The following is a 23586-nucleotide window of genomic DNA, read 5'->3' on the forward strand; positions in this document are numbered from 1 at the left end:
TGCCGATGCAGCAATCACCGGATATGTCAGCGGGTGTGACCGTTACGCTCAAATCGCAGGCAATAAAAAACCCCTGTAGCGAGGGGATTTATCCCCGATGGGTCGCGAAGCGGCCCCCTCCTACAGCTAAAAAGAGGGGGACTGCTGCGCACTCCATCGGGGCGGTGCGACGTTTCGCTAAATCCCCTCACCACAAGGGCTCTTCATAACCCGGCATCGCAGGGATGCCGGTTTTTTACTTACTTGACGCTGCTCGGGGTTGGGCCTTCAGCCACACCCAGGTCATCTTCAGGGCGGGTATCAGCGATACCGCGACCACCCGAAGCCAGTTCGGCGTCGAGTACGTCGGTGTCCAGCTCTTTGACCCACTTGGCTACCACGATGGTCGCCACAGCGTTACCGACCAGGTTGGTCAGCGCACGTGCTTCGGACATGAAGCGGTCGATACCGAGGATCAGCGCCAGACCGGCCACCGGCAGATGACCTACCGCCGACAGGGTCGCTGCCAGCACGATGAAGCCCGAACCGGTCACACCGGCTGCGCCTTTGGAGGACAGCAGCAACACCACCAGCAGAGTGATCTGGTGAGTGATGTCCATGTGCGTGTCGGTTGCCTGAGCAATGAACACGGCGGCCATGGTCAGGTAGATCGCGGTACCGTCGAGGTTAAACGAGTAACCGGTCGGGATCACCAGACCCACTACCGATTTCTTCGCGCCCAGACGCTCCATCTTGATCAGCATGCGTGGCAGTACCGATTCCGACGACGAGGTGCCGAGGACGATCAGCAGCTCTTCACGGATGTAGCGGATCATCTTCAGTACGCTGAAGCCATGAGCGCGGGCGATACCGCCGAGCACGATCAGCACGAACAACAGGCAAGTGATGTAGAAGCAGATCATCAGTTGACCCAGTTGCACCAGCGAGCCGACACCGTAGGCACCGATGGTGAACGCCATCGCGCCGAAGGCACCGATTGGCGCGAGCTTCATGATCATGTTGATGATGTTGAACATCACGTGAGCGAAGCGATCGATGAAGTCGAGGATCGGCTTGCCGTAGGCACCCAGGCGGTGCAGGGCGAAACCGAAGATCACCGAGAACATCAGCACTTGCAGGATGTCGCCCGTAGCGAACGCGCCGACGATAGTGGTCGGGATCACGTTGAGCAGGAAGCCGACAACGCTCTGGTCAGCGCCAGCTGCGACGTAGGAGGCGACTTTCGAGGCATCGAGGGTAGCAACGTCGATGTGCATGCCGTTGCCCGGCTGCACGATGTTGACCACGACCAGACCGACCAGCAGAGCGATGGTCGAGACGATTTCGAAGTACAGGAGTGCGTAACCACCGGTCTTGCCGACAGACTTCATGCTCTGCATGCCGGCGATGCCGCTGACCACGGTGCAGAAGATGATTGGAGCGATGATCATTTTGATCAGTTTGATGAACCCGTCACCCAGCGGCTTTACGGCCACACCGAACTGCGGGTAGTAATGACCGAGCGCGATACCGATGATGATTGCGATGATCACCTGGAAATACAGGGATTTGTACAGTGGCTGACGAGTCGTCATTGCATGTTTCCTCAAGAGCCCCGCGTGGCAACATCCATCTGTTACGCCGCGAAACCTGAATTGCGAACCCTCCTGCACTGGAGGGATTTGTTGTTGGAGCGGCGTTTTCCGGACGGGATAAACGCACGCTTCTGTCGCTTTTAATCGCAAACGCCGTGCCACTTTGGTGCATTTCGCAGCAAGCCTTTTGACATCAAGGGCTGCAGGCCTTTTCAGTGTCACCGTTTGGTGACTTGTATGTGGCGGATTTCCGCCAACTCGCCGTTTCTCGTCCTACAATTTGGCGGAAATCCGCCTTGTTGCTCATACCGCCCCCGGCTACCATCCGGCGCCAGAGGAAGGATTTGCCGCTTATGCGCGAACGCACCATCGCCAGTCATTTCGCCCGTGCCGCCCTCGGTGGCGCACGCCGCCTGGGGGTCGACTATTCGGGCCTGCTGCTGCAATTGGGCATCAACCCGGAATTGCTCGACGAGCCTCGCGCACGCCTCGCGCCCGAACAGTTCACTCAGTTGATCCAAGGCCTGTGGCTGGCGCTGGACGATGAATACCTGGGTTTCGGCAACGCACCGAGCAAGCCCGGCAGCTTCGCGATGATGTGCCACGCCTCGATCCACTGCCGCAATCTGGAGAAGGCTCTGCAACGTGGTTTATTGTTTTATAGCTTATTCCCGCAGGGCCCGCGCCTGACCCTGAGCCGCGAAGACGAATGGGTGCGTTTGAGCCTCGATGATTCGCAATTGTGGGATCCGGATCACTTTCTCACCGAGAGTTTGCTGGTGATCTGGCATCGGCTTGGCAGTTGGCTGATTGGCCAGCGGATTCGCCTGGAACAGGTGACATTCAGCTATCCGCGCCCCGAGCACGGGGCTGAATACGATTTGCTGTTCCCTTGCCCGATGATGTTCGTCAGCGAGCAGAGCAGCCTGCTGTTTCACAGCCGTTATTTATACATGCCGTTGTTACAGGACGAACGCACGCTCAAGCATTTCCTCGAACGCTCCCCCGCCGACTTGCTGTCACGCCCGGACGATGGCGACAGCCTGACCAGCCGCTTGCGCCGTTTGCTCAGCCGCGACAGTGCGAGTTGGCCGGATCTTGAGGCTGTGGCGGCGCATATGCATATCAGCCCGCAGACGTTGCGTCGGCATTTGCGTGAGGAAGGCAGCAGTTTTCAGGAGTTGAAGGATCAGTTGCGGCGGGATATCGCCATTTATCATTTGGGGCGGGCGGATTTGTCGTTGCAGCAGATTGCCGAGCAGTTGGGGTTTTCCGAACCGTCGGCGTTTCATCGAGCTTTCAAGAAGTGGACGGGGGTGACGCCGGGGGCTTATCGGGCGCAGGAGCAGTGAGGCCTGACGTCAAAAGCCTAACAATGTGCACTGTTGCAAAGAAAGCAGAAATTGAACTGGGTATGTTTATCAAGACTGTATCTTCTACTCTCACCCCACACTTTTTATCCTACTGGACCTTAGGTAACGATCACGTTGCACGATGTCTGAGCTGAGCCGGCGCTGTTTTCTATTTGACAAACATAAGTTCCGGCATCTTCTGGAAAGGTGGCGCGTGAATCAAGATACACAAACCCAGATTCCGCCGACAAGCCGGCCAAAATACGACTTCCCACCTGAAGTGGTGCTCCATTTTTAAACCACGATACTTTTATGGAAACGTCTTGGAGTGGCGTGAATTTCGCTTCTAAGTGCAACTGTCTCCCTTCTGCTACTTGAGCACCAACCAATACTGTCGTGAACTTCGGCATTTGCGACATTTTGAGCTCCTTTTAACCCTGATCATTTTTCTGAGCAATCTCGTTTACTGTTGCAAAACCATATAAAAAATCCAAAGAATTGGCACCTGTAATAACTGACAGTTTTTTAGAACTTTTAGGTATTAGAAAAATGAACAGCGACTATCTTCCGTATATTAATGCTCATGCAACTACCACTTATCCAAGGCTAAAAAACCCAACAGAGTATTGATACTGGTTCATATACGAAACCATGTCACCCATCCGTGAACGGCGCCTGAAAAATTGCCCTGCCATAAGAACAGCCTCGCCAACTGCAATACCGGCAGCAGCGCTCCCTACTTGACCGACACATAAGAATGCTCCGGCAGATCAAGTATCATCTGGAGCGGGCGAATTTGTCGTTGCAACAGATTGCCGAGCAGTTGGGGTTTTCCGAGCCGTAGGCGTTTCATCGGGCTTTCAAGAAGTGGACGGGGGTGACGCCGGCGGCTTATCGGGCGCAGGAGCAGTGAGGTGTCTTCGAGATCTCGCCCTCTGAAGTGGTTTTGTTTGTCTGGTTTTTTTGGGTTCTTGGGGATTGGGGGCATATCCGTTGCTGCGGGTGATGTTTCTGGCGGTTTCGCTCTTACAGCGAGTCACCTTTTCCAGACGCCGAAAAGGTAACCCAAAAGGCTTGGCCCCGGCGTACGGCACTTCGCCTAGGCTCAGTGTTCCCTCGCTACGGTGTCCATCCGGGGGCATCGCCTACGGTTTGCTGCGCTGCACCTCCTCTCGATGTGTTTGGCTTCGCCAAACGGCGCTGCGCGCCTAACCCCCGGATGAACACCTCCGCTCGGCCTGCCGAAGGGGCTGAAGAGCAACAGCAAAGCCAAAGCAGATCAAAAGATCGCAGCCTTCGGCAGCTCCTACAGGGACTGGGTGCAGCGGCCAGAGCTTGATTGGCTGTAAGGCCGTCATCGCTGGCAAGCCAGCTCCCACAGGGGTGGAGTACAACCGGCAGAAACAGGTCGGATGTCAGGCCGTCATCGCGAGCAGGCTCACTCCTACAATGGGATCGTATGCAGTCTGCTAGAGACTGGTCGGCTATCAGGCCGCCATCGCTGCCACAAAAAACGAGTCCACCCCCAAACGCGGCGCATGCCGCCCCACTCAACACAATGAGCGTTAGCTCGAGTAAAGCTCTTGATCTAGAAGGCCCGTCGGCAGGCTGAGTGGAGGGATTGATCCGGGGGTGGGAGCGCAGCGACCGTTTGGCGCAGCCAAATGCATCGAGAGGAGGTGCAGCGCAGCAAACCGTAGGCGATGCCCCCGGATCAATCCCGGAGCGAAGGAACCCGAGCCCCAGCGAGGGCCGTACGTCAGGGTAAGCCTTTTGGGTTACCTTTTCGGCGTTTGGAAAAGGTGACCCGCCGTAAGGGCGGAACCCTGATCAGCAACACCCGCAGCAACGGATAAGCCCCCAAAACCCAGCCCCCCTCAAACCGCAGGAAAATGAATCCGAAACGCAGCCCCCCCATAGGCGAATCCCCCAACATCAACTTCGCGTTGTAACTCTCGATAATGTCCTTGACCACAGCCAACCCGATCCCCTGCCCCGGATGCTGCCGATCCAGCCGCTCCCCACGCTCCAGAATCCGCGCCCGCTGATCCGGCGGCACCCCCGGCCCATCATCCTCAACACACAACTCAATCCCGGCAAGGCTCTCACGCACACTGATCCGCACCTCACCCAGACATAGCCGATAAGCGTTCTCCAGCAAGTTACCCATCATCTCCAGCAACGCACCCTGCTCGATCGGCACGTAGCAATGCTCGGGCAGATCAAACGCCACGCGCACGCGTTTGTCGCGGTAGACCTTGTCCAGCGTGTCACAGAGGCTTTTCAGTACGGGTTGCAGGCGCACCTGATGACGCACCAGACCGCTTTTGCGCAAGCTCGCGCGTTGCAGTTGATAGCTGATCTGCTGGCTCATGCGCTCGATCTGACTTTGCAGCACCCAGGCCTGATCGCGATCTTCGGGGCGTTGAGCCATGTCCTCACTGACGCCTTGCAGCACCGCCAACGGGGTTTTCAGGCTGTGGGCGAGATCGTCGAGCGAGTCGCGATAACGACTGCGCTGCTGACGCTCACTGAGCAGCAAACGGTTGAGCGAGCCGGTCAGGCGCAACAGCTCACGCGGGTGTTGTTCGGTGAGACTTTCGCGGGTGCCGCCTTCGATTTCGTCGAGTTCCTGACTCAGTCGACGCAAGGCTTTGAGGCCCCAGGTCAGGCCGATCCATAGCAGCGCCAGCAAAACCAGCAAGGCCGCGCCGAAACCCAGGTAGAGATTCTCGCGCAGGCCTTCGAGGGTGCTTTCGTACTCGCGCACCGGTTGCAGGGCGACGATGCTGAAGGCCGCACTTTTACCGCCGAGCAGTTTGACTTCAACGTCATAGACGAAGAATTCCTGACCGTTGGCCTCGCGGATCCGCGCGAACTCGTTGCCAAGGCCGTCGTAGCGCGGCTTGTAATTGATCTGCTCTTCCTGGGTGGCTTTCGAACGCCAGACCAGATGCCCTTCGCGGTCGTAGATGTAACCAAGCAAGCGGAAGTCAGTGAGATTGAAGCGTTCATCCGGTAGCTGGTTGGGCATCACCAGTCGACCGTTTTCAATGCGCGCGGCAGAGATCAGCGTGGTGACGTCAGAGGCCAAACGCTGTTCGATCGAATCCTGCAACGCGAGGCTGAAAGCGCCCTGCATCGCCGGGAGCAAGGCGAGCATGAACAACACCGCCAACGTGGTGGCGGCGAGCATCAGCCGGACGCGAAGCGAACGAATCAAGTGCAGCGCTCATTGAACAGGTAGCCAAGGCCGCGCACGGTGTCGATCGGTTTGAAACCGGCAGGCCCTTCGAGTTTGCGGCGCAGGCGGCCGACCAACACTTCGATGACGTTCGGATCGCGCTCGTCGTCGTCCGGGTAGAGCTGCTCCATCAAACGATCCTTGGGCACCACTTGCTGGTGGTGACGCATGAGGTATTCGAGGATGCGGTATTCGTAAGCGGTCAGTGCCAGCGGTTGTTCGTCGAGGGTGGCCTGTTTGCGATTGAGGTCGAGCAGCAACGGGCCCGCGACGATAGTCGACTGGGTGAAACCGCTGGAGCGGCGCAGCAACGCATTCAGGCGCGCATCGAGTTCTTCGAACTGGAACGGTTTCACCACATAGTCGTCGGCGCCAGCCGCGAGGCCTTCAACCTTGTCCTGCCAGTTACCGCGCGCGGTGAGGATCAGGATCGGGAAGGTCTTGCCGCCGTTGCGCAACTCGCGGATCAGGTCGAGACCGCCCATGCCCGGCAGACCGAGATCGATCACCGCCAGATCAAAGTTGAACTGTCCGGTCTGATACAGCGCCTCTTCGGCATTGGCCACGGACTCGACCACGTGACCGCTCTCCGTGAGCCGGGTTTGCAGGTGATGACGCAACAGCGCTTCATCTTCGACGACCAACAGTTTCATAACACTCTCCCGGGTAAATCAGAATCTCCAAAAACACACCTGCAGCAGCAAAGCTTGCTCGCGAAAGCGGTGGATCAGTCAGTGGGATATCGACTGATCCGGCGCCTTCGCCAGCAAGCTCTGCTCCTACAATGATTTCGCTAAGGCGAACCGCTCCTTAGAAATTGTAGTTAGCCGACAGGTAAGTCTGCGCGCTGCTGTTCAAATCCAGCGAGCCTTGTTTGCTGCCGCCACTTTCTTTCATCTCGGTGCTGGCGTTGCTCATCAGGTAACGGTAACCGAGTTCCACCGAGGTGTTTTGCGAGACTTGCTGCAACACACCGAATTGACCACCGACCGCGTAACCGATGTCGCTGTCACGGCTGTAGCCTGGCGAGTCCTGGGTCAACTTGGTCAGACCGGCAGTCGCACCGCCGAACAGTTTGGTGCTGCCACCTACTGGATAGAACAGATCGTAGCTGCCCAGCAAGTTTTCCTGACGCAGTTTAATGCCATTGTGCGAACCGGACACGTTGTCGTAGGTGGCGTAGTAGCGACCTTGCGAGTTTTGCTGGCCGAGGCGCACACCGTAGGTGTTGTTGCCGTCAATCGCGCCAGTAGCGTTAGGGTGGTCGAGGTTGTCGTTCAGCGCGTTGGACTTTTTAACCTTGTCGCTGGTCTGGCCGAACGTCAGGCCGGCGAAGTTCGAAGTGGTGTCGGCGTGGGCCGCGATGCTGGAGCCCAACAGGGTAAAAGCCAGCAGCAGTTTGTTTAAACGAGTCATTGAGTTTCCTCTTTCACAGTGCTGTTTGGGTATGGCGCAAGGTTACTGACCCTCCCCTGTACCGCCCCTGAACACTCTCTGAACCTGACCTGAATCAAATGAACTAGGCTGTTTTGACCCTTTATTGTCAGGAGACCCCACCATGCGTTTGTTTCTCGCCCTCACCTTGCTGGCCGTCAGCGGCCTCACTCAAGCTGCGATCAAGACCCAGGAAATCCCGTACCAGAGCGCCGATGGCACGAAGCTGATCGGTTATTACGCCTATGACGACGCAATCAAGGGCAAGCGCCCGGGCATCGTCGTTGTGCATGAATGGTGGGGCCTGAACGATTACGCCAAGCGCCGTGCACGCGATCTCGCCGAACTCGGCTACAGCGCTCTGGCGATTGATATGTATGGCGAAGGCAAGAACACCGAGCACCCGAAAGATGCGATGGCGTTCATGCAAGCGGTGAACAAGGATGCCGACGCGGCCAGTAAACGCTTCGCGGCCGGGCTGGATCTGTTGAAGAAACAGCCGCAGACCGACGTGAATAAACTCGCGGCCATCGGTTATTGCTTTGGCGGTGGTGTGGTGCTGAATGCTGCGCGTCAGGGTGTGCCGCTGTTGGGCGTGGTGAGTTTCCATGGCGCGCTGGCGACCAACACGCCAGCCAAGCCTGGCAGTGTGAAGGCGAAAATCCTGGTCGAGCACGGTGCGCTGGACAGCATGGTGACGCCGGACAACGTCACCGCGTTCAAGAGTGAAATGGACAAAGCGGGTGCCGACTATAAGTTCGTCAGTCTGGATGGCGCCAAGCACGGCTTTACCAACCCGGACGCTGATCGCTTGAGCCATGGCGAACACGGTGGCCCGGACATCGGGTACAACAAGGCGGCGGATGAAAAGTCCTGGGCGGACATGAAAGCGTTCTTCGAGAAAATCTTCAGCTGATCAGAGACTGCATGACTTACCTGTGGCGAGGGAGCTTGCTCCCGCTCGACGGCGAAGCCGTCGCAAAACCGGCCGATCAGGTCTACCTGACAGACCTGAATCGCAGTTTTCGGGGCCGCTCCGCGCGCCAGCGGGAGCAAGCTCCCTCGCCACAAAAGCGGTATCTGCTCTACCCCTTCCCTGTGCTAACCGGCAAAATGCCCGCCATGAATCTCACCCCCGCCCTGCCCGCCTGCTGCACCGCGCTCGACAGCCATTGGCCGTTGCCGACGGTGTTGCCTGATACCGTGCTGTTCAGCACCCATTTCGATCCGTCCCGACTGCTCGGCGATGACTTTCAGCGCAGCGCCGTCGTTGCACCGCCAAGCATTCAGCGTTCAGTGGCCAAGCGTCAGGCAGAATTCCTCGCCGGGCGGATCTGCGCCCGCGCCGCGTTGCTGCAATTGGAAGGCTCGGACGTGGTGCCGGCGATTGGCGAAGATCGTGCGCCGGTATGGCCGGCGCATATCTGCGGTTCGATCACCCACAGCACCGGTCGGGCGGCGGCGATTGTTGCCAATAAGCAGCACTGGCGCGGCCTGGGTATGGATCTTGAGAACCTGCTCAACGCCGAACGTGCCGAGCGCCTGGCGGGGGAAATTCTTACACCGGCAGAAATGCAGCGCATGTCTGCGGGCTCGCGGGATCAACTGGCGTTGTGGGTCACGCTGACGTTTTCAGTGAAAGAGAGTTTGTTCAAGGCGCTGTACCCGATAGTGCAGAAGCGCTTTTATTTCGAGCATGCTGAAGTACTGGAGTGGACGGCGGCCGGAGAGGTGAGATTGCGCCTGTTGACGGACTTGTCTGCCGAATGGCGTAACGGCACAGAACTGGAGGCGCAGTTCGGGGTTCAGGACGGGCAGTTGTTGAGTCTGGTCAGCATCCACGCCTGAAATCATTCAGCGTCTGTTAAGACCGCTTCGCGAGCAGGCTCGCTCCCACATTGAAATACGTTCCCTTGTGGGAGCGAGCCTGCTCGCGAAGAGGCCAGCCCCGCCACCACATATCTCAACGGCGCTCCTGATTGCGCGGCCAGCTCAGACTGAAGCACGCCCCACCCAGGCTCTTGCTCTTGCCGATGATCGCCCGGCCGTCATGCCAATGGATGATCCGCCGCACAATCGACAACCCCAGGCCATGCCCGCCAGACGCCCGCGTACGACTGTCGTCCAGACGCAGAAACGGCGTAAAAATCCGCTCCCACGCCACTTCCGGCACACCCGGCCCGTCATCCTCGACGTCGACCCGACAGCGCAATTGGCCGACCTGATAACTCACCGTCACTTTCGAATGCGCATGGCGCATCGCGTTGCCCACCAGGTTCTGCAGCGCGCGGTGCAGATATCGCGGCTCGGCTTCGACCCAGGCATCGTCGTTATCGGCGGCGGACAAACACAGCCCTCGCTGCACGGTGACCTCGGCGCGCAACGGCGCCAGCTCCTCGATCACTTGATTGACCAGTGCATCAAGGTCGATGCGCTGGAACGTCAGCGCTGGCGAACCCTGTTCCAGCCGCGCATAAGTAAGCATTTCATCGACCAGCTTATCGAGGTCCTCGATGTCGTGATCCATGCCTTCACGGTACTTTTCCAGCGCTTGCGGGGTGGTCGCCGAGCCGATCATCTCCAGGCCGAAACGCAGACGCGCCACTGGCGTACGCAGTTCATGGGACACCGCCCGCACCAGTTCACGCTGGATCGCAAGCAACTGCTGCAAGTGCTCGGCCATGCCATTGAACGCCGACGCCAGGCGCCCGACCGAGTCGGCACCGCGCGCCGGCACGCGGGTTTCCAGGCTACCCTTGGCGATTCGTGTGGCCGCCGCTTCAAGACCGCGCAACCGCCGTTCGAGCTGACGCACCAGCAAATAAACGATGAGGCCGATCAAGCTCAGCCCCAGCGCGGCGATCAACACCAGCCACTCCGGCGGATACGGATTCATCTGATACAGCGGCCCGATTTCCAGGACCCACGGCGTACCGACCATGCCGGCAAACACCCGGATCGAATCACCGCCCTTGCCCAGCGCCATTACCGTATCGCCCTCGGACACGCGACGACTTTGATCTTCATCCATATCGGCGTCATTCACCGTGACCAGTCGCAGGTCGAAACCGAAGCCTTTGTCTTCCTTTAATTGCGCCAAGCGCTTGGGCTGCTCGCCAACCGGCACGCGCACCAGTTCGTCGGCCAACAGGTAAATCGTCGCACGGGCCAGTTGTTCACTGATCTGCTGCACCTCGCCGGTCAGCACCAGTTGCTCTTTGTCACTGACCAATCGATAAACCTTTGCCGCATGCGGCCCGGTCTGCTCGACCAGCGCCTGGCCGCGCTGCACACGGGTGCGCTGAGTCAGATCGAGATTGGTTTCGTTGAATTTGTTCAGCGCCAACGGGATCCCCAACAGACGCTCCCACACCAGCAACGCGCGATGACGTTCAGTGTCGTTCATCGGTTGCAGATTGTCGGCCATCAGCGAGAACGTGCCATGGGCCAGACGCTCGCGGTATTGCTCGCTGCGGACTTGGTTGAGCAGGTTCAGCGCCAGCACGCCGAGCACCGCCACCAGAATCAGCGCTGCGCACATGCCGCCGTAGATGCGCAGAAAGATCGAGTTCACAGCGCCAGGTCTGCGCAGGCTTCCGGCACGAACAGATAACCTTTGCTGCGGATAGTCTTGATCAGGCGCGGATGGTCGGGGTCGTCGCCAATTTTCGGGCGGATGCGCGAGATGCGTACGTCGATGGAGCGATCCTGACCGTCGTAGCCGATGCCGCGCAGTGCGGTGAAGATTTCCTCGCGGGACAAAATGCGCCCGGCGTTGGCAACCAGCAGCCAGAGCAGATCGAATTCGGCACTGGTCAGTTCGATGCTGTTGTCGCTCAGCCAGGCTTCGCGCAAAGCGTTGTCGACCAGCAGCGGGCCGAATTGCAGACGACGGGATTTTTCCACGACCGGCTCGGCTGTGTCACTGCGTCGCAGCAACGCTTGAATTCGCGCCAGCAACAGTCGTGGGCGCACCGGTTTGCAGACGTAATCGTCGGCACCAAGGTCGAGGCCCTGAATCTGGTCGGCATCATCCGTGCGCGCGGTGAGCATCAGAATCGGCCCGTCGTAGTGGTCGCGCACCTTGCGGCAGATGCTCAGGCCATCTTCGCCGGGCAACATTAGATCGAGGATCACCAGATCCGGCTGCTCCTTGATGATCCGCGCCGCCGCCAGCGCACCGTTGCCTTCGATTTCCACACGCAGTCCATTGGCTTGCAGGTAGTCGCGCGTGAGTTCGGCCAGTCGCTGGTCATCCTCGACGATCAATACCTGCCAGGCTTGTTGCTCCACCGGTGACCTCTGCTTTCTATTTTTTATTGATAAAGGAGACGATTGCCCGCCAGACACGGTATGCCTCCCGTCTTTTTGTCATGTTTCGGGAGGATAAAAATGCGTTCACATGGCCCGATTGTATAAACGGCGTACAGCCAGAACACAAGTCGGTAAATGCGTTCGGACAAGGCGCTTTTTTGTGATAGGGTTCGCGCCCTTAAAAATCCGCTGAAGCGTTTTTCCAGGCGAAAAAACAGTGACAAACGGTCTAGCTCAGCAGGTCCGCGGCCTACACGGGAATTCCCTGTTTCACCCACAATTTACGCACAGGGTTATCCACAGGCTGTCCGTTGCAATTCGCCCCCAAAACGCATTATCTTGTAGCCCGCGCTCTAAAAAACCCTACATGTAGGGTTTTGTGCAAAAAACCAAACACAAACCGGACAGTGAATTCAAGGCTTTTAATTGCCATTGTCGGGTTGAACCAAACGTATTTTCACAAGCCCAAACCGCGCCTGCGGATGGCTACCGTTTTTCCGTCGTACGCGACGATAACGGTACGGGTGTTGCAGTCCGAAACTGCTCCCCGAAAGGAATGCGGTTTCACGCGTATCGCGTGCACCGAAGACTTCGGCATGGAAGCGGCGCCCACAAGGCCCCTTCCTGAACTGTCCCGAAGTCGTTATACCCGGCGCGTGCCGGTTGTAGTGCTTCAGGACGGAACGGTGGGCACCGTGATGGTGCCCAAACAAACATAGAGAACGTGGAGACACCCATGCAAACCGACACAACTCGCGAGAACCCGCAGGGCACCTTGCCGCAGGCCGCCGATTCGAATTCGGATCTGGCAGCCACCGCGCCTGGTCAACTGCGCGTGATCAAGCGCAATGGCACTGTCGTTCCTTACACCGATGACAAGATCACCGTCGCTATCACCAAAGCGTTTCTCGCAGTTGAGGGCGGCACCGCTGCCGCTTCGTCGCGAATCCACGACACCGTTGCGCGCCTGACCGAACAAGTCACCGCGACCTTCAAGCGTCGCATGCCTTCGGGCGGCACCATCCACATCGAAGAAATCCAGGACCAGGTCGAACTGGCCCTGATGCGTGCCGGCGAGCAGAAAGTCGCTCGCGACTACGTGATCTATCGCGACGGTCGTTCGAAAGAACGCGCCGCTCACGCCCCGGCTGCCGAAGCGGTCAACGCTCACCCGTCGATCCGTATCACTCGTGCCGACGGTAGCCTGGCGCCGCTGGACATGGGCCGCCTGAACACCATCGTTACCGAAGCCTGCGAAGGTCTGGAAGAAGTCGACGGCGACCTGATCCAGCGCGAAACCCTGAAGAACCTGTACGACGGCGTGGCCCTGACCGACGTCAACACCGCGCTGGTGATGACCGCGCGCACTCTGGTTGAGCGTGAGCCGAACTACTCGTTCGTCACCGCCCGCCTGCTGATGGACACCCTGCGTGCCGAAGGCCTGGGCTTCCTTGGCGTGGCCGAGAGCGCCACTCACCACGAAATGGTCGACATGTACGCCAAGGCACTGCCGGCCTACATCGCCAAAGGTATCGAGTTCGAACTGCTGAACCCTGTGCTGGCCACCTTCGACCTGGAAAAACTGGGCAAGGCGATCAACCACGAGCGCGATCAGCAATTCACCTACCTGGGCCTGCAGACCCTGTACGACCGTTACTTCATCCACAAGGATGGTATTCGTTTCGAACTGCCGCAGATCTTCTTCATGCGCGTGGCCATGGGCCTGGCAATCGAAGAGAAGAACAAAGAAGATCGTGCGATCGAGTTCTACAACCTGCTGTCGTCCTTCGACTACATGTCGTCGACGCCGACCCTGTTCAACGCCGGTACCCTGCGTCCACAGCTGTCGAGCTGCTACCTGACCACCGTGCCGGATGACCTGTCGGGCATCTATCACGCGATCCACGACAACGCCATGTTGTCGAAATTCGCTGGTGGCCTGGGCAACGACTGGACGCCGGTGCGTGCACTGGGTTCGTACATCAAAGGCACCAACGGCAAGTCGCAAGGCGTGGTTCCGTTCCTCAAAGTAGTGAACGACACCGCTGTAGCCGTTAACCAGGGTGGCAAGCGCAAAGGCGCTGTCTGTGCCTACCTGGAAACCTGGCACATGGACATCGAAGAGTTCATCGAACTGCGCAAGAACACCGGTGATGATCGTCGTCGTACCCACGACATGAACACTGCCAACTGGATCCCTGACCTGTTCATGAAGCGTGTCTTCGATGACGGCAAATGGACCCTGTTCTCGCCATCCGAAGTACCGGACCTGCACGACCTGACCGGTAAAGCCTTCGAAGAGCGCTACGAGTACTACGAAGCCCTGTCCGAGTACCCGGGCAAGATCAAGCTGTTCAAGACCATCCAGGCCAAAGACCTGTGGCGCAAAATGCTTTCCATGCTGTTTGAAACCGGCCACCCATGGCTGACCTTCAAAGATCCGTGCAACCTGCGTAGCCCGCAGCAGCACGTCGGCGTGGTTCACAGCTCGAACCTGTGCACCGAGATCACCTTGAACACCAACAAGGACGAGATCGCCGTTTGCAACCTGGGCTCGATCAACCTGCCGAACCACATCGTCAACGGCAAGCTGGACACCGCCAAGCTGGAACGCACCGTGAACACCGCCGTTCGCATGCTCGATAACGTTATCGACATCAACTACTACTCGGTGCCACAAGCGAAGAATTCCAACTTCAAGCACCGTCCGGTCGGTCTGGGCATCATGGGCTTCCAGGACGCTTTGTACCTGCAGCACATCCCTTACGGTTCCGACGCTGCCGTCGAGTTCGCCGACAAGTCGATGGAAGCGGTCAGCTACTACGCGATCCAGGCCTCCTGCGACCTGGCCGACGAGCGCGGCGCGTACGAGACGTTCCAGGGTTCGCTGTGGTCCAAAGGCATCCTGCCACTGGATTCGCAACAGATCCTGATCGAGCAACGTGGCCAGAAGTACATCGACGTTGACCTGAACGAATCCCTGGACTGGGCACCGGTTCGCGCCCGTGTACAGAAAGGCATTCGTAACTCCAACATCATGGCCATCGCACCGACCGCGACCATCGCCAACATCACTGGCGTATCGCAGTCGATCGAACCGACCTACCAGAACCTGTATGTGAAATCGAACCTGTCGGGCGAATTCACCGTGATCAACCCGTACCTGGTTCGCGACCTCAAGGCTCGCGGTCTGTGGGACTCGGTCATGATCAACGACCTGAAGTACTACGACGGTTCGGTTCAGCAGATCGAGCGCATCCCGCAAGAACTCAAAGAGCTCTACGCGACTGCCTTCGAAGTGGACACCAAGTGGATCGTTGACGCGGCCAGCCGTCGTCAGAAGTGGATCGACCAGGCCCAGTCGCTGAACCTGTACATCGCCGGTGCATCGGGCAAGAAGCTCGACGTGACCTACCGCATGGCTTGGTACCGTGGTCTGAAAACCACTTACTACCTCCGTGCCCTGGCCGCGACCAGCACCGAGAAGTCGACCATCAACACCGGCAAGCTGAACGCTGTATCCAGCGGCGGCAACCACGGCGACGATTCGGTATTGGCTGCTCCAGCCGGTCCGGCACCAGTGCCAAAGGCTTGCGCGATCGACGAGCCGGATTGCGAAGCTTGCCAATAAGCTGAGCTGAGTCAGGCGTTGCAAGACGCTTGATGCTTTCCAGGCAAAAGAAACCCCCGACAGACTTGTGGTTTGTCGGGGGTTTTCTTTGGCCTGAGAAAAACCACAGACTTAAAAAACGGCGAAGCCCTGATTACGGGCCCCGCCGTTTTAATGTTGCAACCTGCGTCAGCCCATCAAGGACTCGGTCATTGCCTGCCCTACCACCGGAATGGTGAAGGAATCGCCGTTGTTGGTGTAGAAGGTTTCAATGGTGTTGGCGCCCTTGTTCCAATCCTTCAGGAACAGACCGGAGTCCAGGTTGCCATTCTGCACGTCTGCAGCATTGAAGATGTAGACGCCTTGGTCGTTTGTCATGATGCGGACATCATTGAAACTCTGGATGTTTTTCAGGGTGACGATATCGATGCCTGTGGTGCCGTCATCGGAAATCGCAACCATGGTTTTGGAAGACACGAAATAGGCATCGCTGCCCTCGCCACCATAAGCGTCACCGGAAGCATTCAGGTACAGCTTGTCCGCACCCGCCCCGCCATGCAGTTCATAGCCATGACCTGAGCCCGTCAACGTATCGTTACCGTCGCCCCCGTTGGCAATGCCTGAAAAGACCGTGATGTTGTCATTACCGGCTTCACCATAGAAGACCGACCCCACGTCGCGCACATATCCCATGATGTAATCATCGCCGTTGCCGCCATAAATGGTGTCGGCCTGGTTTTCCGTCGAGACAGATACGGCCAGAGCGCTGATATCCGTGAAGCCATGACCGTACAGAGTGTCGTTGCCATCACCGCCATACAGGATGTCGTTACCGTCTCCCCTTCCAACAGGTTGGCGTAGGCGTTACCGGTCAAGGTGTCATTGAACGCCGAACCGATCAGGTTATCGATATTGATGAGCACATCACCTTGGGCATCGCCGCCGGCGACGGAACCTGTCAAAAGATTGATCTGCACTGCATCGGAACTATTGAAGTACCAGGCGCCATCACCTCGACCCACACCGGTCAAGGTATCCGCACCGCCGCCGCCAATGAAGCTCTCGGCAGTTCTGGCACTGCCGGTAAAAGTGTCGGCATAACTTGTGCCCTGGAACGCCTCGATCGAGGTGTAGACGTCGCCCGCAGCAATACCGGTAAGCACTGTTGGACTCAAGTCCAGCGTGACCCCGGATGTCTCACTCGCAAAGCTGAGGATGTCGATGCCGCCACTCCCGTCGAAATTATCTGCACCCAGCCCACCGACGAAGATATCGCCGGAATTCGATCCCCGAATTTGCTCGATACCGACATACGTATCACCCAAGGCGATGCCGGAATTCACGCCAGTCTTGGCGTTGATCGTCACACCGATTGGGCTGTCGATATAGCTGGCGACGTCAAAACCATTGCCACCAATAAATTGGTCAGCACCCGCACCACCCGACAGCGTGTCGTTGTTGGCACCGCCAGTGATGATGTTGTCCAGGCCGTTGCCGAAACCGGTGAAAACGCTGTTGCCAACGTAAGTCAGGCGTTCGACATTGTCGGCCAGACGCAAATTAGTAAGCACGGTGCGTACTTCGTCATCGCCACCGCCAGCGGTTTCGATCACGTTGACTGCGTTACCGTTGACGAAATACACGTCGTTACCGGTGCCGCCGATCAGTTTGCTGCCCGCAAGGTTCGCGGTCAGCGAGTCATCGAAGGACGAGCCGATCACGGTTTCGATGTTGTACAGCCGATCGCCCTGCGCATCACCGCCAACACCGGCCAGACCACCGACCAGACTGACTGTCACACCGCTCGCCGAACCTGAGTAATCAACGGTGTCGTTGTTGCCCATCGAGCCATCGAACGTGTCGGCGGCGGCGCCACTGATAAAAATGTCGTCAGAGTTCGAACCTTGAATCACTTCAATGCCGACATACGTATCACCCTCGGCAATGCCGGTGTGGACGCCGGTTTTGGTGTTGATGGTGATCGAGCCAGGGCTGTCGATGTAGCTCACGGTATCGGAGCCAGCTCCGCCGATGAACTGGTCAGCACCCGCACCACCCGACAGCGTGTCGTTGTTGGCACCGCCAGTGATGACGTTGTCCAGGCCGTTGCCGAAACCGGTGAAAACGCTGTTGCCAACGTAAGTCAGGCGTTCGACATTGTCGGCCAGACGCAAATTAGTAAGCACGGTGCGTACTTCGTCATCGCCACCGCCAGCGGTTTCGATCACGTTGACTGCGTTACCGTTGACGAAATACACGTCGTTACCGGTGCCGCCGATCAGTTTGCTGCCCGCAAGGTTCGCGGTCAGCGAGTCATCGAAGGACGAGCCGATCACGGTTTCGATGTTGTACAGCCGATCGCCCTGCGCATCACCGCCAACACCGGCCAGACCACCGACCAGACTGACTGTCACACCGCTCGCTGAACCTGAGTAATCAACGGTGTCGTTGTTGCCCATCGAGCCATCGAACGTGTCGGCGGCTGCGCCACTGATGAAAATGTCGTCAGAGTTCGAACCTTGAATCACTTCAATGCCGACATACGTATCACCCTCGGCAATGCCGGTGTGGACGCCGGTTTTGGTGTTGATGGTGATCGAGCCAGGGCTGTCGATGTAGCTCACGGTATCGGAGCCAGCTCCGCCGATGAACTGGTCAGCGCCTGCGCCGCCCGACAGCGTGTCGTTGTTGGCACCGCCAGTGATGACGTTGTCCAGGCCGTTGCCGAAACCGGTGAAAACGCTGTTGCCAACGTAAGTCAGGCGTTCGACATTGTCGGCCAGACGCAAATTAGTAAGCACGGTGCGTACTTCGTCATCGCCACCGCCAGCGGTTTCGATCACGTTGACTGCGTTACCGTTGACGAAATACACGTCGTTACCGGTGCCGCCGATCAGTTTGCTGCCCGCAAGGTTCGCGGTCAGCGAGTCATCGAAGGACGAGCCGATCACGGTTTCGATGTTGTACAGCCGATCGCCCTGCGCATCACCGCCAACACCGGCCAGACCACCGACCAGACTGACTGTCACACCGCTCGCCGAACCTGAGTAATCAACGGTGTCGTTGTTGCCCATCGAGCCATCGAACGTGTCGGCGGCGGCGCCACTGATGAAAATGTCGTCAGAGTTCGAACCTTGAATCACTTCAATGCCGACATACGTATCACCCTCGGCAATGCCGGTGTGGACGCCGGTTTTGGTGTTGATGGTGATCGAGCCAAGGCTGTCGATGTAGCTCACGGTATCGGAGCCAGCTCCGCCGATGAACTGGTCAGCGCCTGCGCCGCCCGACAGCGTGTCGTTGTTGGCACCGCCAGTGATGATGTTGTCCAGACCGTTGCCGAAACCGGTGAAAACGCTGTTGCCAACGTAAGTCAGGCGTTCGACATTGTCGGCCAGACGCAAATTAGTAAGCACGGTGCGTACTTCGTCATCGCCACCGCCAGCGGTTTCGATCACGTTGACTGCGTTACCGTTGACGAAATACACGTCGTTACCGGTGCCGCCGATCAGTTTGCTGCCCGCAAGGTTCGCGGTCAGCGAGTCATCGAAGGACGAGCCGATCACGGTTTCGATGTTGTACAGCCGATCGCCCTGCGCATCACCGCCAACACCGGCCAGACCACCGACCAGACTGACTGTCACACCGCTCGCCGAACCTGAGTAATCAACGGTGTCGTTGTTGCCCATCGAGCCATCGAACGTGTCGGCGGCTGCGCCACTGATGAAAATGTCGTCAGAGTTCGAACCTTGAATCACTTCAATGCCGACATACGTATCACCCTCGGCAATGCCGGTGTGGACGCCGGTTTTGGTGTTGATGGTGATCGAGCCAAGGCTGTCGATGTAGCTCACGGTATCGGAGCCAGCTCCGCCGATGAACTGGTCAGCGCCTGCGCCGCCCGACAGCGTGTCGTTGTTGGCACCGCCAGTGATGACGTTGTCCAGACCGTTGCCGAAACCGGTGAAAACGCTGTTGCCAACGTAAGTCAGGCGTTCGACGTTGTCGGCCAGACGCAAATTAGTAAGCACGGTGCGTACTTCGTCATCGCCACCGCCAGCGGTTTCGATCACATTGACTGCGTTACCGTTGACGAAATACACGTCGTTGCCGGTGCCGCCGATCAGGTTGGTGCCTGCCGCATTAGCGGTCAGAGAGTCATTAAAGGCAGACCCGATAACGCTTTCAATCGAGGTTAAGGTATCGCCCTGAGCATCTCCGCCAACGCCTGTTCCAGCGGTCAGATTGACGGTTACTCCTGCCGTCGAACTGGCGTAGGACGCGGTATCGATACCGTTCCCGCCATTCAAGACATCAGCACCTGCTCCGCCATCCAGCAGGTCATTGCCCTCACCACCACTCAGCGAGTCATTTCCTGCAAACCCATACAACTCATCCGCACTAGACGTGCCTACCAGTGTGTCCGTACCCGACGTTCCGTTTATAACTGCCATTGTTTCTTCCTTGCCTTTTTGATAAATCGATAGTCAACGCAATACTTCAGAATCGCCTCGATAAGGCCGAGTACTTTTGAGCGTGGTCATTAATGAGACGTTTAACCGCCTTGCAACCAGAGGTCTCCATGACCTGCAGAAGTTTGACGCGCCCCCTCTTCTGCTCGGGGCATCTGCAATTACTGCACCACAGCTACCGACGAACGGTAGGTATCTGTGAAAAGCCTGACCCCGGGCAAAAAAACCGACGCCCTGGGGCGTCGGTTTTCAGTACAGCTATCAGATCACATCAGGTCATCTGAATGATGGTCTGCATGATGGTGCTCTGAGTCGAAATAGTCTTCGCGTTCGCCTGATAGTTGCTCTGGCCTTTGATCAGATCCACCAGCTCGTTGGTCAGGTTAACGTTCGACTCTTCCAGCGAGTTGGAAGCGATCGAACCCAAGGTACCGGTTTCCGGTGCATCGTAGCCAGGGATACCCGAAGCGAACGTCTCTTTCCAGCTGGTGCCACCGATTGCTTGCAGGCCTTGTTCGTTGGTGAAGCTGGCCAGTGCAACCTGGCCGATGGCCTTGCTCTGGTTGTTGCTGAAGTTGGCGAACAGCGTACCGGTGCCGTCGATGGTCAGGTTGGTGATCTGGCCAGTGGCGTAACCATCCTGAGTCGGGATCGAACGCGCGGTGTCAGCGTTGTACTGAGTGGTCTTGGCCATGGAGATGGTCACACCAGCCGTGTTGGCCGCTGCGCCGTTAGGCGTGAATTTGCCGTTGGTCACGGTGCCTGGCTTCCAGCCGGTCAGCGTCAAGTCGCTGCTGAGGATCGGCTTGAGGGGGTCCAGCGGGTTTGGCGTGCTGACCTGAGTCAAATTGCCAGAGCTGTCAAATGTCAGTGTCGAAGCAACCGGAGGAGTAGCAGGATCGCTTGGATCGCTACCGGTAGCGTCCGGATTGCGCCCATCTACCAGGGTGTAAACCTTCCAGGTATTGTCATCAGTCTTCACAAAGTACTGATCCATGACGTGCGAGTTGCCCTGAGTGTCATAGATCGGGGTACTGAACGACTTGGTGTACGTCGCCAGCTTGGTCGGATCGAACACAACAGCGTTGGTGCCCGTATCGAAGATTTTTGTTGCCGAGGAGTTCAAGTTGATACTCGAAGTCACCAGCGAAGTCGACTTAGGCGCCAGGTTCGAAGTATCGATTTTCAGGTCAGTCAACACGCCATTGATGATCTTGCCGTTGGCATCCACACCGTAGCCTTGCAGGCGCGAGGTGTAATCGGTGTTGGTGATGAAGCCCTGATCGTCAACCTTGAACGTACCGGCACGGGTGTAGGACACCGAGCCGTTGTTGCTCATGGTGAAGAAACCCGAACCGTTGATGCCCATGTCCAACACGTTACCGGTGTTGTTGATGTCACCCTGGGTGAACTGCTGGGAAACGTTGGCAAGGCGCACACCGTTGCCGATCACTTTGCTGCCGCTACCCAGACGAGTGGCCGAGTACACGTCTTCGAATTCTGCGCGGGACGATTTGAAACCGGCGGTTGCGACGTTGGCGATGTTGTTGCCGGTCACGTCCAGTTGTTTGTTGGCTGCATAGAGACCGCTAAGGCCGATATTGAAAGACATATTCCACTCCTTTGTGCCGGTTAGTCGGCTCTATATACCAATGGTTTGTACTTTGGACAGGGCAACGGTGCCCTTGCCGGACAGGTTGAGCATCAGCTCGCCGCCGGTCTGGCTGATCGTCACGCTGGTGACGGTGGCCGGCAGGTAGGTCGCCATATCGGTCGAGGTACCATTGATCGATGCGTTGGCCTTAACGGTATAAGTACCGGTCTTGACCACATTGCCGTCCTTGTCCTTGCCGTCCCAGGTGAAGCTCGCGCTGCCTGCGGCACGACTGCCCAGATCGATGGTGCGAACCACCGTGCCGCTGCTGTCGGTAATGCTGACGGTACCGCCGGCAATCGACGATGGAACGGTGACCGAACCGGTCATTCCTTTGCTCGGATCGTCGAGCTGAACCGAGTTGGTCTGCACAATCACGTTGCGACCGACCAGCGACGATGCCTGCAACGCTTGCGACGAGTTGTAGTTGCCGGCCAGCGAGCTGACAGTGCTGTTAAGCGTGGTGATGCCTTCCAGGCTGCTGAACTGCGCCAACTGCGCCACGAATGCGCTGTTGTCTTGCGGATCGAGCGGGTTCTGGTTTTTCAGCTGGGTAACCAGCAGTTGCAGGAACGCGTCCTTGCCCAGAGCCTGGCCGCCGGTGGAGCTGTTAGTGGCCGAAGCAATGCCATCGGCTGTCGAACTGGTCTTTTTCGACGAGTTCGCCAGGATGTCATTCATGCTCAGGGAGCTGGTGGTATCGGAAACACTCATGGCAATCGCCCCTTATTACTGACCGAGGGTCAGTACCTTCTGCATCATGGTTTTCGCGGTGTTCATCATTTCGGCGTTGGTCTGGAACGAACGGCTCGCGGAAATCATGTCAGCCATTTCTTCCACCACGTTGACGTTCGGGTAGTAGACGTAGCCTTTGGCATCGGCCGCCGGATGGTTCGGTTCGTAACGCGCTTCGAGGTTGCTCTGGTCTTCGACCACACCGAGCACCTGCACGCCTTGACCGGCGGCATCCTGGCTCTGGAACAGCGAGTTGCTGCCGCTGTTCTGGCCGCCCTGGAACATGGTGGCGAACACCGGGTGACGGGCGCGATAGGTCTGGTCGATGCTCGACGAGACGGTTTCGGCGTTGGCGATGTTCGAGGCCACGGTGTTCAGACGCGTGGTCTGTGCGCTCATGCCGCTGCCGGCAATGTTGAAAACGCTGGACAGGGACATGGATTACTCTCCGCGCAGGGCTGACACCAGCCCTTTGAATTTGCTGTTGAGCAGAGTGAAGCTGGCCTGGAAACCGACCGCGTTTTCCGCGTAATTCGATTGCTCAAGCTGGGCGTCCACGGTGTTCTGGTCAATCGACGGTTGCATCGGCGTGCGATACAGCAGCGATTCGTCGCCATTGCCCAGACCTTCTGCCTCGATGTGACGGCTATTGGTCATGTTCAAGGCGATAGTGCCGTTGGCGTTCTTCTGGGTCTGTGCTTCAAGCACTTTGGAGAAGTCCAGATCCCGAGCCTTGTAGTTCGGGGTATCGGCGTTGGCGATGTTGTTCGCCAGGACTTCGGCACGCTGGGCGCGAAAGCCAAGAGCCTTTTCGTGAATGCCGAGCGCTTTATCGAAGCTGATGCTCATGTCGGGAACCTTCGGGTGACCGGTTTTTCGTAACTGAGCTTTAGCAAGCCGCGTGCCAATGCGAGAAACACCCGGAAACCGGGGCTTTGCCGGGAGTCGGCAAAGCGGCAATGCCAGAAAAGCGGCAACTGGTTTCCGCCGAATGCCGCTTTTCTGCCGCTTGCCGTCCATCTCATACACACCACGGTCCCCTGTAGGAGTGAGCCTGCTCGCGATAGCGGTAGCACGTCCAACATCATCGGTGCCTGACAGGCCGCCTTCGCGAGCAGGCTCGCTCCCACAGGGGGATTTGTGCTGTTCGTGGGAAATTGTTCAGGCATAAAAAAACGGCAGACCTTTGCGGGCCTG

At 57.9% G+C, this 23586-nt stretch carries 15 protein-coding genes and 4 pseudogenes; 5 read left to right on the forward strand and 14 right to left on the reverse strand.

What is annotated here, in order from left to right; all coding sequences use genetic code 11:
* Positions 1 to 239 precede the first annotated feature (239 nt).
* Entirely contained in the window at positions 240 to 1574 is a 1335-nt protein-coding gene (locus JFT91_RS11300) for a dicarboxylate/amino acid:cation symporter (RefSeq protein WP_201231080.1), read from the reverse strand.
* A 353-nt stretch (positions 1575 to 1927) separates the two neighbouring features.
* Here JFT91_RS11300 and JFT91_RS30145 point away from each other — a divergent pair, with 353 nt between their 5' ends.
* Complete coding sequence (locus JFT91_RS30145; protein WP_201232424.1) at positions 1928 to 2926, forward strand: AraC family transcriptional regulator; 999 nt, start codon at positions 1928 to 1930, stop codon at positions 2924 to 2926.
* A 119-nt stretch (positions 2927 to 3045) separates the two neighbouring features.
* Here JFT91_RS30145 and JFT91_RS11310 read toward each other — a convergent pair whose 3' ends face one another.
* Entirely contained in the window at positions 3046 to 3345 is a 300-nt protein-coding gene (locus JFT91_RS11310; RefSeq protein ID WP_201232425.1) for an immunoglobulin domain-containing protein, read from the reverse strand.
* Positions 3346 to 3701: 356 nt separating this feature from the next.
* Here JFT91_RS11310 and JFT91_RS11315 point away from each other — a divergent pair.
* Positions 3702 to 3839 (forward strand): annotated as a pseudogene (locus JFT91_RS11315) (helix-turn-helix domain-containing protein); the annotation flags it as partial.
* Positions 3840 to 4803: 964 nt separating this feature from the next.
* On the opposite strand, the pseudogene JFT91_RS11320 reads toward JFT91_RS11315, so the two are convergent.
* From JFT91_RS11320 to JFT91_RS11330, 3 genes and pseudogenes are all read right to left on the reverse strand, one after another.
* A pseudogene (locus tag JFT91_RS11320) lies at positions 4804 to 6149 on the reverse strand (ATP-binding protein).
* On the reverse strand, positions 6146 to 6823 hold the full coding sequence (locus tag JFT91_RS11325) for a response regulator transcription factor (protein ID WP_201231083.1): 678 nt from the start codon (positions 6821 to 6823) through the stop codon (positions 6146 to 6148). Before JFT91_RS11325 ends, JFT91_RS11320 begins: the two are co-directional and overlap by 4 nt.
* A 157-nt stretch (positions 6824 to 6980) precedes the next feature.
* The gene (locus JFT91_RS11330) at positions 6981 to 7586 is read right to left on the reverse strand and encodes a hypothetical protein (protein ID WP_201231084.1); all 606 of its coding nucleotides are present in this window, start codon (positions 7584 to 7586) and stop codon (positions 6981 to 6983) included.
* A gap of 142 nt (positions 7587 to 7728) precedes the next feature.
* Between JFT91_RS11330 and JFT91_RS11335 the strand changes: the two genes are divergently transcribed.
* Both JFT91_RS11335 and JFT91_RS11340 read left to right on the forward strand, forming a co-directional pair.
* Positions 7729 to 8520 (forward strand): dienelactone hydrolase family protein, encoded by a 792-nt coding sequence (locus JFT91_RS11335; protein ID WP_201232427.1) that lies wholly within the window; start codon positions 7729 to 7731, stop codon positions 8518 to 8520.
* 206 nt (positions 8521 to 8726) lie between these two features.
* The gene (locus JFT91_RS11340; protein WP_201232428.1) at positions 8727 to 9452 is read left to right on the forward strand and encodes a 4'-phosphopantetheinyl transferase family protein; all 726 of its coding nucleotides are present in this window, start codon (positions 8727 to 8729) and stop codon (positions 9450 to 9452) included.
* Between the two features lie 115 nt (positions 9453 to 9567).
* Here the strand turns inward: JFT91_RS11340 and JFT91_RS11345 are convergent, their stop codons facing one another.
* Both JFT91_RS11345 and JFT91_RS11350 read right to left on the reverse strand, forming a co-directional pair.
* Entirely contained in the window at positions 9568 to 11178 is a 1611-nt protein-coding gene (locus tag JFT91_RS11345; protein ID WP_201232429.1) for an ATP-binding protein, read from the reverse strand.
* Positions 11175 to 11897 (reverse strand): response regulator, encoded by a 723-nt coding sequence (locus JFT91_RS11350; protein ID WP_201232430.1) that lies wholly within the window; start codon positions 11895 to 11897, stop codon positions 11175 to 11177. Before JFT91_RS11350 ends, JFT91_RS11345 begins: the two co-directional genes overlap by 4 nt.
* Before the next feature lie 757 nt (positions 11898 to 12654).
* Here JFT91_RS11350 and JFT91_RS11355 point away from each other — a divergent pair.
* Entirely contained in the window at positions 12655 to 15549 is a 2895-nt protein-coding gene (locus JFT91_RS11355) for a ribonucleoside-diphosphate reductase subunit alpha (protein ID WP_201231089.1), read from the forward strand.
* 168 nt (positions 15550 to 15717) lie between these two features.
* On the opposite strand, the gene JFT91_RS30150 is transcribed toward JFT91_RS11355, so the two are convergent.
* From JFT91_RS30150 to flgB, 7 genes and pseudogenes are all read right to left on the reverse strand, one after another.
* Positions 15718 to 16116 carry a hypothetical protein gene (locus JFT91_RS30150; protein ID WP_242489258.1) on the reverse strand — a complete coding sequence of 133 codons (399 nt, stop codon included), beginning with the start codon at positions 16114 to 16116 and terminating at the stop codon, positions 15718 to 15720.
* Between the two features lie 120 nt (positions 16117 to 16236).
* A pseudogene (locus tag JFT91_RS30155) lies at positions 16237 to 16353 on the reverse strand (hypothetical protein); the annotation flags it as partial.
* Between the two features lie 617 nt (positions 16354 to 16970).
* Positions 16971 to 19982 (reverse strand): annotated as a pseudogene (locus JFT91_RS29555) (beta strand repeat-containing protein); the annotation flags it as partial.
* Positions 19983 to 20271: 289 nt separating this feature from the next.
* Positions 20272 to 21612, reverse strand: a complete 1341-nt coding sequence (gene flgE / locus JFT91_RS11370; protein WP_201232431.1) for a flagellar hook protein FlgE — start codon at positions 21610 to 21612, stop codon at positions 20272 to 20274.
* A 30-nt stretch (positions 21613 to 21642) separates the two neighbouring features.
* A complete protein-coding gene (gene flgD / locus JFT91_RS11375) occupies positions 21643 to 22368 on the reverse strand; it encodes a flagellar hook assembly protein FlgD (RefSeq protein ID WP_201147838.1) in 726 nt (241 codons plus the stop codon).
* A 15-nt stretch (positions 22369 to 22383) separates the two neighbouring features.
* Entirely contained in the window at positions 22384 to 22827 is a 444-nt protein-coding gene (gene flgC, locus JFT91_RS11380; protein ID WP_003227217.1) for a flagellar basal body rod protein FlgC, read from the reverse strand.
* A gap of 3 nt (positions 22828 to 22830) precedes the next feature.
* A complete protein-coding gene (gene flgB / locus JFT91_RS11385) occupies positions 22831 to 23238 on the reverse strand; it encodes a flagellar basal body rod protein FlgB (RefSeq protein WP_053122819.1) in 408 nt (135 codons plus the stop codon).
* Between the last annotated feature and the right edge of the window lie 348 nt (positions 23239 to 23586).

Source organism: Pseudomonas sp. TH08, from assembly GCF_016651275.1.
Classification (GTDB): domain Bacteria; phylum Pseudomonadota; class Gammaproteobacteria; order Pseudomonadales; family Pseudomonadaceae; genus Aquipseudomonas.